This is a genomic window from Micromonospora sp. CPCC 205561, from assembly GCF_036906775.1.
Classification (GTDB): domain Bacteria; phylum Actinomycetota; class Actinomycetes; order Mycobacteriales; family Micromonosporaceae; genus Micromonospora.
On the sequence record NZ_JBAKHV010000012.1, the window covers coordinates 14,993 to 27,887 of the forward strand.

Annotated in this window: 10 protein-coding genes and 1 pseudogene; 4 read left to right on the forward strand and 7 right to left on the reverse strand. The window is 72.5% G+C overall.

From position 1 onward, the window contains the following. The first annotated feature begins 13 nt into the window (after positions 1–13). Together trxA and V6V16_RS09525 are read left to right on the forward strand one after the other, a co-directional pair. Positions 14–337: a thioredoxin gene (gene trxA, locus V6V16_RS09520; protein WP_334561485.1), complete on the forward strand. Its 324-nt coding sequence runs from the start codon at positions 14–16 to the stop codon at positions 335–337. A gap of 151 nt (positions 338–488) precedes the next feature. Next, on the forward strand, positions 489–1,652 hold the full coding sequence (locus V6V16_RS09525) for an N-acetylmuramoyl-L-alanine amidase (protein ID WP_334561486.1): 1,164 nt from the start codon (positions 489–491) through the stop codon (positions 1,650–1,652). Positions 1,653–1,720: 68 nt separating this feature from the next. Here V6V16_RS09525 and V6V16_RS09530 read toward each other — a convergent pair whose 3' ends face one another. Next, positions 1,721–2,386: a GNAT family N-acetyltransferase gene (locus tag V6V16_RS09530; protein WP_334561487.1), complete on the reverse strand. Its 666-nt coding sequence runs from the start codon at positions 2,384–2,386 to the stop codon at positions 1,721–1,723. A gap of 290 nt (positions 2,387–2,676) precedes the next feature. On the opposite strand from V6V16_RS09530, the gene V6V16_RS09535 reads away from it, so the two are divergent. After that, complete coding sequence (locus tag V6V16_RS09535) at positions 2,677–3,990, forward strand: aminotransferase-like domain-containing protein (protein WP_334561488.1); 1,314 nt, start codon at positions 2,677–2,679, stop codon at positions 3,988–3,990. A gap of 7 nt (positions 3,991–3,997) precedes the next feature. Beyond that, positions 3,998–4,996 (forward strand): D-alanine--D-alanine ligase family protein, encoded by a 999-nt coding sequence (locus tag V6V16_RS09540; protein WP_334561490.1) that lies wholly within the window; start codon positions 3,998–4,000, stop codon positions 4,994–4,996. 283 nt (positions 4,997–5,279) lie between these two features. Here V6V16_RS09540 and V6V16_RS09545 read toward each other — a convergent pair. The 6 genes and pseudogenes from V6V16_RS09545 to yidC all read right to left on the reverse strand — a co-directional run. Continuing rightward, positions 5,280–5,888, reverse strand: a pseudogene (locus V6V16_RS09545) (hypothetical protein); the annotation flags it as partial. Between the two features lie 1,702 nt (positions 5,889–7,590). Beyond that, positions 7,591–8,631 (reverse strand): ParB/RepB/Spo0J family partition protein, encoded by a 1,041-nt coding sequence (locus V6V16_RS09550; protein ID WP_334561491.1) that lies wholly within the window; start codon positions 8,629–8,631, stop codon positions 7,591–7,593. Between the two features lie 27 nt (positions 8,632–8,658). Beyond that, the gene (locus V6V16_RS09555) at positions 8,659–9,966 is read right to left on the reverse strand and encodes a ParA family protein (protein WP_334561492.1); all 1,308 of its coding nucleotides are present in this window, start codon (positions 9,964–9,966) and stop codon (positions 8,659–8,661) included. Positions 9,967–10,231: 265 nt separating this feature from the next. Next, the gene (gene rsmG / locus V6V16_RS09560) at positions 10,232–10,945 is read right to left on the reverse strand and encodes a 16S rRNA (guanine(527)-N(7))-methyltransferase RsmG (RefSeq protein WP_334561584.1); all 714 of its coding nucleotides are present in this window, start codon (positions 10,943–10,945) and stop codon (positions 10,232–10,234) included. Between the two features lie 154 nt (positions 10,946–11,099). Continuing rightward, positions 11,100–11,690: a Jag family protein gene (locus tag V6V16_RS09565; RefSeq protein WP_334561493.1), complete on the reverse strand. Its 591-nt coding sequence runs from the start codon at positions 11,688–11,690 to the stop codon at positions 11,100–11,102. A 214-nt stretch (positions 11,691–11,904) separates the two neighbouring features. Beyond that, positions 11,905–12,894 carry a membrane protein insertase YidC gene (yidC, locus tag V6V16_RS09570; RefSeq protein ID WP_334561495.1) on the reverse strand — a complete coding sequence of 330 codons (990 nt, stop codon included), beginning with the start codon at positions 12,892–12,894 and terminating at the stop codon, positions 11,905–11,907. Position 12,895: the final 1 nt, after the last annotated feature.

Here is a 12,895-nt window from a genome sequence, read left to right on the forward strand (position 1 = left end):
GAGGAGGGTCATAGTGGGAGCAACGAAGCCGGTCACCGACGCGAGTTTCGCCGCCGACGTACTGAAGTCCGACAAGCCGGTTCTGGTGGACTTCTGGGCCGAGTGGTGCGGTCCGTGCCGCAAGGTGTCGCCGCTGCTGGAAGAGATCGCCGGTGAGATGGGCGACCAGGTGACGATCGTCAAGCTGAACATCGACGAGAACCCGGAGACCGCCCGCGCCTACCGGGTGATGTCGGTCCCGACCCTCACCGTCTTCAAGAACGGCGAGCCGGTGCAGTCGATCGCCGGCGCCAAGCCGAAGGGCGAGCTGGTCAAGCTCATCGAATCGGCTCTCTGAACAGCGCGGACACGCGTCGACCCCGTCCCCGGTCCGCCCGGGCACGGGGTCGACGTCTTTTTCCCGGCGCGCCGCACCTGGAGCCGCGGAACCGCATAACCTCAAGCCGGGGCCGCCCGGCCAGCAACCGTCCGCGCAGAGGGGGTCGTGCGTGCGTCCGATCCGACCCGGTGACCGGGGACCCGCGGTGACGGAGATCCGTACGGTGCTGACCGGCCTCGACCTGCTCCCTCCGGCGACGCCGGACGCCGACGAGTTCGACGCGCACACCGAGCGCGCCGTGCGCGCCTTCCAGCAGTCCCGAGGGCTCAGCGTGGACGGTCGGGTCGGCGCCGAGACCTGGCGGGCCCTGGACGCCGCACGCTGGCGGCTCGGCGCGCGCACGCTCTACCACGCGGTCCCCGAGCCGCTCACCGGCGAGGACGTCCGCTCGCTCCAGGAGCGGCTGCTGGAGATGGGGTACGACGTCGGGCGCGCCGACGCCATCTACGGCGTACGTACCTCCCGGGCGGTGGCGCAGTTCCAGCGCGAGGTCGGGCTGACTCCCGACGGCTCGTGCGGGCCGCACACCATGAACGCGCTGCGCCGGCTCGGCCGCAAGGTCGTCGGCGGGCGGCCCCAGTGGCTGCGCGAGTCCGACGCCATCCGCCAGTCCGGCCCGACGCTGGTGGGCCGCACCGTCGTCATCGATCCCGGGCACGGGGGCACCGACCCGGGCGTGGTGGTGCCGGACGGGCGGCTGCGCTGGACGGAGGCGGACCTGGTGCACGACCTGGCCAGTCGGTTGGAGGGCAGGCTGGCCGCCTCCGGGGTCCGGGTCCAGCTCACCCGTGGGCCGGCCCCCGAGGAGTGCCTGCCGGACGTCGGCCGGGCCGAGCTGGCCAACTCGCTCGGCGCCGACGTCTTCATCTCCCTGCACCTCGACGGGCACGACAACCCGGAGGCCGAGGGGGTGGCGACCTACCACTACGGCACCGACAACGGGGTGACCTCGGCGACCGGGGAGCGGCTGGCCGGGCTGGTACAGCGGGAGATCGTCGCGCGCACCGGGCTGCGCGACTGCCGTACGCACGCCAAGGCCTGGGACCTGCTCCGGCTCACCCGCATGCCAGCCGTACGGGTGGAGGTCGGCTACCTCACCTCGCCCGGCGACCGGGCCCGGCTGACCGATCCCCGGTTCCGCGACCGGGTGGTCGAGGCCGTCGTGGCCGCCGTGCAGCGGATGTACTTCCCCGTCGAGCGCGACGTGCCCACCGGCTCGATCGACGTGAGCGAACTGCGGGCGGTGGTGGCCGCCGGCACGGTGGTGGACTGAGCCGCCGCCTGCCGGCCGCCACAGGTTCCCCGGCCGGCACGCGCCTGGCCGGACGCGCCGACGCGGCGTCAGCCGGCGGACGTGCGGGTGGCCGGGGCCGGCCGGACCGGGCGGAGCAGCGTCTCGGGGCTCATCGAGCCGAGCAGCTTCTCCAGCGCGTACTCGACGTCGGACTTCCAGCTCAGCGCGGTACGCAACTCCAGCCGCAGGCGCGGGAAGCGCGGGTGCGGGCGGACCGTCTTGAAGCCCACGGAGAGGAAGAAGTCGGCCGGTGCGACGCAGGCCCCGGCCGGGTCGGCCGCGTCACCGAACTTGGCGTCGCCGAAGGCCTCGATCGCCTTGATGCCCCGCTTGGTGAGATCGCGGGCGACGCCCTGCACCAGCATCCGGCCCAGTCCGCCGCCCGCGAAGGCGGGCACCACGTTGGCCGTCATCAGCAGCGCCGCGTCGGCGGAGACCGGCGAGGTGGGGAACGCCATCGAGCGGGGCACGTAGGCCGGCGGGGCATAGAGCACGAACCCGGCCGCCATGCCGTCGACGTATACGAGCTTGCCGCAGGAACCCCACTCCAGCAGCGTCTGAGAGACCCAGGCCTCCTTCTCCAGCCCCGGGTCGCCGGTGGCGCAGGCCCGGTCCGCAGAAACCGGATCAAGCTCCCAGTAGACACACTGCCGGCACGGGCGGGGCAGGTCCTCCAGGGTGTCGAGGGTCAAGCTGACCAGACGTCGCGACATTCGTGCATCCCCACATTAGGCTCGGAGGTGAGACCGGCACGGAACGACAAGGCCGCCTTCCTGCCCCCGACGAGCGATCGTACGCCGCAATCGGACGCCGCGGGAGGGGACGCGCGAATGCCCCTCCCTCCGAGGCGCCGACCGGGTCCGCGATGTGGACGCCCGTCGTCGTCACGGTGGCGTCCTGCCCGCCGGCGACTAGGATCGACACCGGCGTCCCGCGTCGCCATGGTCGCCGGCGTCCCGGGTACGCGGGGCGGAGCCACCCGAGCAGCCATCGAGGTGATGTCATGACCGGCACGACGCTCGACGACTACACCGACCGGTACGCCCGGCGCGTGCGGGGCATGACCGCCTCGGAGATCCGCGCACTCTTCGCCGTGGCCAGCCGGCCGGAGGTGGTGTCGCTCGCCGGCGGCGCCCCCTACATCGCCGCGCTACCGCTCGACGCGGTCGGCGAGATGCTCGGCCGGCTCGGTGCGGAGCACGGCGTCACCACCCTCCAGTACGGCATCGGCCAGGGCACCCCGGAGCTGCGCGAGCGGATCTGCGAGGTGATGGCGCTCTCCGGCATCGACGCCGCCTGCGGCGCCTCCCCCGACGACGTGGTGGTCACCGTGGGCGGGCAGCAGGCCCTCGACCTGGTGGCCCGGCTCTTCCTCGACCCGGGTGACGTGGTGCTCGCCGAGGGCCCGACCTACGTCGGCGCGCTCGGGGTGTTCCAGGCCGCCCAGGCGCAGGTGGCGCACGTGGCGATGGACGACGAGGGGCTGATCCCGGAGGCGTTGGAGGCGGCCATCGCCGAGCAGGCGCGCGCCGGGCGGCGGGTCAAGTTCCTCTACACGATCCCGACCTACCAGAACCCGACCGGCGTGACGCTGACCGAGGAGCGGCGTGAGCGGGTGCTCGACATCTGCGAGCGCGCCGGCCTGCTCGTGATCGAGGACGACCCGTACGGCCAGCTGGGTTTCGCCGGGGATGCGCCGGCGCCGCTGCGCGCGCGACGCCGCGACGGGGTCTTCTACCTGAGCACCTTCTCCAAGACCTTCGCTCCGGGCCTGCGGGTCGGCTGGATCCTCGCGCCGCACGCCGTGCGCGACAAGCTGGTGATCGCCAGCGAGGCGCAGATCCTCTGCCCGAGCGGCTACGCGCAGGCTGCCGTCTCCACCTACCTCGGCACGATGCCCTGGCGGGAGCAGCTCAAGGTCTACCGCGAGGTCTACCGGGAGCGACGCGACGCCATGCTCGCCGCGCTCGACGACCTGATGCCCGCCGGCACGACCTGGACGACGCCGGCCGGCGGTCTCTTCGTCTGGGCGACCCTGCCCGAGGGCCTCGACTCGAAGGCGATGATGCCGCGGGCCATCGCCGCCCGGGTGGCGTACGTGCCGGGCACCGGCTTCTACGCCGACGGCACGGGCAGCGGCAACATGCGGCTCAACTTCTCGTTCCCGTCTCCGGAGCGGATCCGCGAGGGGGTGCGCCGGCTGGCCGGCGTGATGGAGCAGGACATCGCCACGCGGCGGGTGTTCGGGGCGGTCGGCCGCCCGGGGGCGCGGCGCGGGCAGGCCGGCTCGGACACGCCGGGACCCGACTTGGCATGATTCCGGCATGGCTCCCACCGCTGCCGACCGTTCCGTCGTGACCGACTCCGCCGTCACCGCCGACCTGCGGGTGCTGGTGCTCGCCGGCGGGCTCTCCTACGAACGCGACGTGTCGCTGCGGTCCGGCCGCCGGGTGCTCGACGCGCTGCGCGCCGTCGGCATGGACGCCGAGCTGCGGGACGCCGACGTGGCGCTGCTGCCGGCCCTGACCGCCGACCCGCCGGACGCCGTCGTGATCGCCCTGCACGGCGCCACCGGCGAGGACGGGTCGCTGCGCGGCGTGCTCGACCTCTGCGGCATTCCGTACGTGGGGTGCGACGCCCGCGCGTCGCGGCTCGCCTGGGACAAGCCCTCCGCGAAGGCGGTCCTCCGCGAGGCGGGCATCCCCACCCCGGACTGGGTCGCCCTCCCGCACGACCGCTTCTCGGAGCTGGGCGCCGTGGCGGTGCTGGACCGGATCGTCGACCGGCTGGGGCTGCCGCTCATGGTGAAGCCCGCCCAGGGCGGTTCGGGGCTGGGCGCCGCCGTGGTCCGGGACGCCGCGTCCCTGCCCGCCGCGATGGTCGGCTGTTTCGCGTACGACCCCACGGCCCTCGTCGAGCGCTACGTGCCCGGCATGGACGTGGCCGTCTCCGTGGTCGACCTGGGCGACGGGCCGCGCGCCCTGCCCGCGGTGGAGATCGTGCCCCGCAACGGGGTGTACGACTACGCCGCCCGCTACACCGCCGGCCGGACCACCTGGCACACGCCCGCGCGGCTGGAACCGCAGGTGGCCGACGCGGTCGCCGACGTCGCCCTGGCCGCGCACGCCGCGCTGGGCCTGCGGGACCTCAGCCGCGTCGACCTGATCGTCGATTCGACCGGGCAGCCGCACGTCCTGGAGGCCAACGTCTCGCCGGGGATGACAGAGACCTCTCTGCTGCCGCTCGCCGTCCAGGCGGCCGGCCTGGACTTCGGCAGGATGGTCGGCGCCCTGGTGGCGCGCGCGGCGGCCCGCCACCGCTGAGCGCGGCACCGTTCCGCCGCGCTCGTTGCGCCTCGCCTTCCGGCGCGCTGATTCCGCCACGCTCTCCGCCACGCTCTCCGCCACGCTGTTCCGCCAGCTGTTTCCGACGCGACACGGGCGGTCGCCGGTAAATCCGCGGCGGCTGCCCGCCCGGGTCGGGTCAGTCGTCGGAGCGATCGCCGTCTGCGGTCGTCGCGATGCCCGGCTCCTGCGCCGGCGGGGTCTCCTCGGCCGACTCGATCACCGACACAGCCTCACCCGGCGGGAATTCATCGCCCTCCGGGGCGGGCTGCCCCGTGAAGCTGGAGGGCGCCTGCCACTTGATGCGCGGCGGCTCCGCCAACGGCCGGCCACCGAACTCCGCCAGCCAGGCGGCGACCATGGCGAGATTCTCTCGCCACTGCGCCTCCGAAATGGGCGGCAGGATGGAGTCCCACAGGGAGAGGAAGGTCCCCCGCAGCTGGAGTTGCCCGTGGGGTCGGGCGAGGAACCACATGTGCAGGTGAGCCGAGCCGTCGCCCCAACGGTTGACGTGCACTCGGGCGACCCCGTCGAGGGAGCGGATCGCCCGCTCCAGACGCACGGTCATCACGCCCAACTCGGCGGCGAGGAGGTTCGGCAGGTCGCCGAGATCCAGGTGCGTGCGGGATTCCAGGATCAGCACCATCGGCAGCCCGGTGGGGCGGTCCATGGCTCGTACGCGCCATCGCTCGCCCACCCAGATGTAGGCGTCGTCAGGCGCATTGCAGGCCGTGCATTCCCGATGCCCCTCGCCCTTGCGTGGCGGTTCGACCGGGACCGGATCATCGAGCTTCTTGACGCGAAGGTCGCCCTCGAAGGGGAAGGACGGCCACTGGGTGAAGTCCGGAACAGAGGGAGGGGTGTCGTGCACGACGCTGACACTAACCGGTTCCGGCACCGCTGTCCCTACCCGAACGCCCCAGCGGACGGGACCGCCGGAGCTGCGGTGAGGCGCGGCGGATGAGGTTGTCCACAGGCATCCACAGGCGGATGAGAGGCCGGACACGTACCGTCATCCACAGGCTGGCACCCTGTTCCACGCGGGGTTTCACGTGAAACAGGGTGCCCCTGTGGATAACCGCTGTGGATAACTTTCGGGGCTCCCGTGGATGTCGGCGAGGCCGACGGATGTGGTTTCACGTGAAACGGCCGTAGCGCCACGGAGTGCACCCTCACCTTGCCTCTCTTCGTGGGACGGCGACATCGGAGAGCGCCCCGTCAGCCACGCGTGCCGCCGCCAGCCGGGGACCGCCGGAGGGGAACTCCCTGTTCTCCAGCAACGCGTCGGAGATGTCAGCCGCCTGGCCCACCGGCCGTGACGCGGAGCCAGGGAATCGGGCCGTGGCGCCGCTCGTCGTCCGCAAACTCGTGGCGACCGGAGGACAGGTTTCACGTGAAACCAGGCGCCTAGGCGCCTGGTGGTTCCTCGGCCAGCCCGTCCCGATCCGCGAACGCCCCGACGAGCGCCTCCGCGGTGCAGCAACGGCTGCCCGAGACGGCACGGCCCTCAAGGAGGGAGCACTGCGCTACGGCTCCAGCCGAAGCTCGAACGAGACGCGTCACCCAGGATTCCGATGCTCCTCGGTCCACGTGAAACCGGCGAGAAGTTGTCGACGCGGAGCCGCACCCGCCGAGCCACCGTACGTGGTGCTTGCCGACCGGGAGGCGCTTCGGCGCGAGTGCCGGCCTGGACACGAAGCCCCTCGACACCCGTCCCTGAGCCCGCTGAAGGGCGGCAGGAGGCGGCACCCTGACTGGGAGCCGGGCGCTCGATCGCAGCGCCCCTGGCGCCTCCTGGTCGGCGCGCTCCACGTCGGCCGGGGGCGCCGGGTGGGAGCAACGACGCGACGGTATCGGTGCGGGTCGAGAACCGACCGTTCAACCGCTCGGGCGTCGGCGAACGACCGGCTTGCGGCGCCCCGGGAGGCGGCCCTCCCGAAGCCGGCAGCCCGAACTCATGGGATCACGCCACGGCCAGGCCCGGACACGGCCAATGCCGGAAGGCGGACCCCGGGGGACAGGGCAGAGAGCGGCAGCTTGGCAGGCACGGCTCCCGGGCAGACCGGAGTGCGGCACTTCGAAGGCGGCCACGCGCCGGACGGGCCGGATGTCGACCCGCGGGACAGCGGCCGCCCGGGACGCGACCGTCTCCGGCAGAACGGCCACGTCCGGAGCACGCGGTCCGCCGGGAGGAGAACGGCACGCCGGCATACGCGCCACCGGGAGGAGACGGCCACGCCGACGTGACGCCCGCCGGGACCGACGACCACGCCGGAGGGCGTCCACAGGAGTCGCAGCGGTCGCCCGGACGAACGGCGGTGCCGCAACCGGCGCGTGCCGCAGGGAAGGCAGGGAGCCGTAGACGCTCGGTTGGTCACCGCCCACCGGCAGGGCTGGCGCCCGTCGGGGGGATCTGGTCCTACGGGGCCGACCCGAGGCGGCCGGCCCGAGCCGGCCCGACGGGGTTGCGACGAAGTCGGAACGTACGGTCGCAAGGGTGAGGCCGTCCCGGGCGGACATGGAACGGCCGCGTGACCTCAGGGGCTCACGCGGCCGGCGGTACGAAGAGAGGGTCAGGCCTCCGGTTCCTCCTCCTGGCCGACGCCGATGATGCCGACGATCCGCTCCAGGTCGTCAACCGTCGCGAACTCGATCGTGATCTTGCCTTTGCTCCGGCCGATGTCCACCTTCACGCGGGTGTCGAAGCGGTCGGAGAGGCGATCGGCGAGGTCCGTCAGGGCCGGCGCGTGCGGCTTCGACCGGCGCTTGGCCGGCTCCTTCTTGCTCGGGCCGTCGCTCAGCGCCAGGGCGACGATCTCCTCGGTCGCGCGGACCGAGAGTCCCTCGGCGACGATCCGGAGCGCGAGCTGATCCTGCGCCTCGGGCTCGTCGAGGCTCAGCAGCGCGCGGGCGTGCCCGGCGGAGAGGACGCCGGCGGCGACCCGCTTCTGCACCTGCGGAGGCAGGTTGAGCAGCCGGATGGTGTTCGAGATCTGCGGCCTGCTCCGCCCGATCCGCCGGGCCAGTTCCTCGTGGGTCGCACCGAACTCGTCCAGCAGTTGCTGGTAGGCGGCCGCCTCCTCCAGCGGGTTCAGGTTCGCCCGGTGGATGTTCTCCAGCAACGCGTCGCGGAGCATGGCGTCGTCGCGGGTGTCCCGGACGATGGCCGGGATGTGCTCCCGCCCGACGGCCTGCGCGGCCCGCCAGCGCCGCTCGCCCATGACCAGCTCGTACTTCTCATCGTCGAGCTGCCGTACGACGATGGGCTGGAGGAAGCCCACCTCCTGGATGGAGATCTTCAGCTCCTCCAGGGCGTCCTCGTCGAAGACCTGCCGGGGCTGCTTCGGGTTCGGCACGATGGAGTCGACCGGGATCTCGGCGAACCGGGCACCCGGTACCGGGTTGAGCGCCGGCCCGGGTTGCGCCTCCTCCACCGGCGGGACCGGCATCGGCGGGGTCACCACCGGCGGTGCCGTCTCGACCTGGTCGACGCTCTCGACCGTTACGGCCGCGGCGTCGGCCGCCGGCTCAGTCGCGACGACGGTCGGCGCCGGCCCGGTCGGGATGAGGGCACCGAGGCCCCGTCCCAGACCGCCCCGAGGTCGGTTCTTCATGCCACGCCTCCCAGCGACTGTGCCCCACTACGCATTCCGGCCCACCGGCTCCTTGATGCCACGTTCGGCGATCTCCTGGGCGGCTTCGAAGTAGCTCGTCGCCCCCCGCGATCCCGGATCGTAGGTCATCACCGACTGGCCGTAGCTGGGCGCCTCCGAGACCCGCACGTTGCGGGGGATGACCGCCTGGAGCACCTTGTCGCCGAAGTGGTTCCGGACGTCCTGCTCGACGGCGTCGGCCAGCCGGGTACGTCGGTCGTACATGGTGAGCAGGATGGTGGAGACGTCGAGCTTGGGGTTGAGGTGCTGCCGGACCAGGTTGATGTTGTTGATCAGCTGGTTCAGCCCTTCCAGCGCGTAGTACTCGCACTGAATCGGGATGAGCACCTCCTGCGCCGCCACGAGCGCGTTGACCGTGAGCAGTCCCAGCGACGGCGGGCAGTCGATGAAGACGTAGTCGAAGTGGCCGGGGTAGGCGGCGATGGCCCTCACCAGCCGGGACTCGCGCGCGACCACCGACACCAGCTCGATCTCCGCGCCGGCGAGGTCGATCGTGGCCGGTACGCACCAGAGGTTGGGGATGCCCTCGACCGCCTGGGCCACCTCCTCCAGCGGGACGCTGTTGATGAGGCAGTCGTAGACGTCCGGCACCCCGGTGTGGTGCGGCACGTTGAGCCCGGTCGAGGCGTTGCCCTGCGGGTCGAGGTCGACCACCAGGACCCGGTTGCCGTGCAGGGCGAGCGCCACCGCCAGGTTCACCGTGGTCGTGGTCTTCCCCACGCCGCCCTTCTGGTTCGCGACGCACATGACCCGGGTCCGTTCCGGACGAGGCATGGTCACCTCGCCACTCGGATTAAGGATCTGCACGGCGCGCATCGCCTCCATAGCCAACGGTGGGTCATCCTCTTCGCGCGTCGGGGTTTCACGTGAAACGTACGCGGCCTCGGCGCCGGCCCCGTGGGAGCCGGCCGGGGGCGCGGGCGTGTCGGTGACGGAAACGGGGTCGGGGTCGGGGGACGCGTCCGGAACCGCGTCGGGGGTGGGCTGCTGCGGTACGGCGGGCTCGAACCGGGCCGAGGCCGAGGCGTTACGCCGGATGGGGACCACCCGGCCGCCGGCCGAGTTGCCGGGGCGTGGGGCGTCGGGTGTCGCGCGTGCCGGGGCGGCCGGCTCGACGCCCTCCGGGCGAACCGGCGCGTCCCAGCCCGACGGTCGGGCCGACCGGCCACGGGACGGCTCGTCGGGTGACCAGCTCGGGTAGTCGGTTTCACGTGAAACCGGGTCGCCCGTCGACCTGGTCACGCGCGGATCGTCGTACCTGCCGTCGTCATGCACCTGTCATCCCTGCCCGCTTCGGATGGTCGGTCCGCACCCCGTCAACTGGCCGCACGCGAATCGCACCGCGGAGCGTACGGCCCGGCGGGAGCGGTCAGGACCGGTGAACGTCCGTTGCCGCCCGCTCCACACTATCGACGCGCGGCCAGCCTACGGCTCACGGGCGTGACTGGTCCACGTCGGGTTCTCATCCTTCCCGTTCACCCGTACCGTTTCAACGAGGCAGAGGCCGGCCGGGAAGCCGGTACGCGGCATCCGGCGGAACTCAGCCCCGCCGGTTACGGCCGCCACGTGACCTCTTCGGGGTCTTGGGCCGGGCCGGGGCGACAACCCGCTCCCGCACGATCTCGACCACCGTGGTCGGCGGGTCGATCACGCCCTCCCCGCAACGGCGCACCTCGGGTTCGCCGCCGCCCAGCCGGGTCACGGTCCCGGCGTGCTCGGTCACCTCGTCGGCGGCCGACGCCCCCTTGAGCGCGATCAGTCTGCCGCCGGGCACGGCCAGCGGCAGGCACCACGTCGAGAGCCGGTCCAGCGGCGCGACGGCGCGTGCGGTCACCACGTCCCCGCTCAACGGGCCGACGCCGGTCGCGCCGGACGCCGCCTCGTCGGCCCGCCCCCGGAAGACCCGCACCGACTTCGCCAGGCCGAGGTGCTGCACCGCCTCGATGAGGAAGGAGGTGCGCCGGGCGAGCGGTTCGATCAGGGTCACCGTGAGGTCGGGCCGGGCGATGGCCAGCACCAGCCCGGGCAGTCCGGCCCCGGAGCCGACGTCGAGCACCGTCGCGCCCTCCGGGATCCGCTCGGCCACGGCCGCGCAGTTGAGCAGATGGCGGTCCCAGATCCGGGGTGCCTCGCGCGGGCCGATCAGGCCGCGGACGACGCCGTCGGTGGCCAGCAGCTCGGCGTACGCGGCGGCCAGGTCGAGCCGGTCGCCGAAGAGGGTGCGCGCCGCGTCGGCCAGCTCCGGCGGCAGCACGGCGACGGCGGGGGCCGGATCCGCCTCGCCGTCGGCGGCGGACCGGGAGTCGTCGGGGGTCACGGTCGGCTCGGCCGGAACAGGCGACGGCCCGGGCGGCGTGCCACCCGGGCCGGCCACGGCACCGGCCGTGGTGTCGTCGTGGGTCACCCGGTCAGTCCGCCGGCCGGACGATGATGCGCCGGTTCGGCTCGACGCCCTCGGACTCGCTCTCGACGCCGCTCATCGCGTTGACCACGTCGTGCACGCACTTGCGCTCGAACGCGGACATCGGGTCCAGCCGCACGGGCTCGCCGTGCTCCTTGACCTTCTCGACGGCGTTCTTGGCGACGGCGGCGAGTTCCTTGCGCCGGTTGGCCCGGTAGCCGCCGACGTCGAGCAGCAGCCGGCTCGGGGTGCCGGTCTGCCGGAAGACGGCGAGCCGGGCGAGCTCCTGGAGCGCCTCCAGGGTGGCGCCGCGCTGACCGACCAGGTTCTGCAGCCGGCCGCCCACCACCTCGACGACGGGACGCCCGCCGGAGACCAACTCGTCGATGTCGCCGTCGTAGTCGAGGATGTCGAGCAGGCCCTCGACGTAGTCGGCCGCGATCTCGCTCTGCCGGAACAGCTCGCTCTCGCCGACGGTCTTCTTCTCCCGGGTGCCCGACTCCTCGCCGGTCTCCTCGGTCTCGCCGTCCACCTCGGTCGGCTCGGTGCCCTCGTCGTCCAGGGACTGGTCGGCGTGCGGGGTGCTGGTGTCGGTCACGGTGTCATCTCCGTACTCGCTCGGCCGGACCGTCGGTCCGCTGGTTTCCCGGGGCCGGCGGGAGGTCGCCGGTGCCCACGGGCACGTCTGTCGTACGGGCAGTCTCGCCCGTGACCGCGCCGTGCGCGGCGGGTTCCGTCCGGCGCCGGCCGTACGGCGGCTGCACGGTGCGGAACGGGCCGCCGCCGGTCTCCCGACGGCGGCCCGGAGGTCGTCAGCCCTGCCGCTTGGCGGGGCCGCTCTTCCTGGGGTTGACCGGCTTGGCGCCCGGCTTGGGGCCGGCGACCTTCGGCGCGGCCGGCTTGGCCGGGGCCTGGGGGGCCGCCTTGGTGCGGCCCAGCAGGCCGCCCGTCTTCGCCGGCTGCACGGGGTTGCGGGCCGAGGTGCCCGGCTTGCTGGCGGCGGTCGGCGGCGGCGGGAACTTCCGCAGCACCCACTGCTGCTGCGCGAGCGTGAAGAGGTTGTTCGTGACCCAGTAGATGATGACACCGATGGGGAAGATGGCGCCGGAGATGAGCAGCGACAGCGGGATACCGTAGAGCATCAGCTTCTGGATCATCCGCTGCTGCGGGTCCTCGGCCCAGCCGGTCTTGAGGATCATCTGACGGCTGGTGAGGTAGGTGGTGCCCATCATCACCAGGACCAGGATGCCGGCGATGATCTTCACGGTGGTGCCGTTGGCGCCGAGCCGGGAAAGCTCCTCGGCGGTCGAGCCGAACTTGCCGGCGATCGGGGCGGTGAAGAGCTTCGCCGCCGAGGCGCTCTCGAACTGGCCGAGCGTCCAGCCGTAGAGGGTCTTTCCCGCTTCGCTCTTGTCCGGGTTGAGGCGGCGGAGGACGTGGAAGAGACCCAGGAAGACGGGGATCTGGAGGAACATCGGAAGGCAGCCCATGAGCGGGTTGGCCTTTTCCTTCCGATAGAGCTCCATCATCTCCTTCTGGAGCGTCTCCCGGTCACCCTTGTGCTTCTCCTGCAACGCCTTGACCTGCGGCTGGAGCGCCTGCATTGCACGTTGCGACTTGATCTGCTTGACGAAGACGGGGAAGAGGATCACCCGGACGGTGACCACCAGGAAGACGATGGCGAGGATCCAGGCCCAGTTGGTGCCGATCACCGCCGCGTCCGGCACCCCGATGGCGTCCCAGGCCCCATGCCAGGCCAGCAGGATCCACGAAATCGCGTAGTAGATCCAGTCGAGACTCAAT

Bases quoted from the DNA above. Each gene is read 5' to 3' on its own strand.
- V6V16_RS09550 (WP_334561491.1), bottom strand. From the start codon at position 8,631: ATGAAGAACCGACCTCGGGGCGGTCTGGGACGGGGCCTCGGTGCCCTC.
- V6V16_RS09530 (WP_334561487.1), bottom strand. From the start codon at position 2,386: ATGTCGCGACGTCTGGTCAGCTTGACCCTCGACACCCTGGAGGACCTG.
- V6V16_RS09535 (WP_334561488.1), top strand. From the start codon at position 2,677: ATGACCGGCACGACGCTCGACGACTACACCGACCGGTACGCCCGGCGC.
- V6V16_RS09540 (WP_334561490.1), top strand. From the start codon at position 3,998: ATGGCTCCCACCGCTGCCGACCGTTCCGTCGTGACCGACTCCGCCGTC.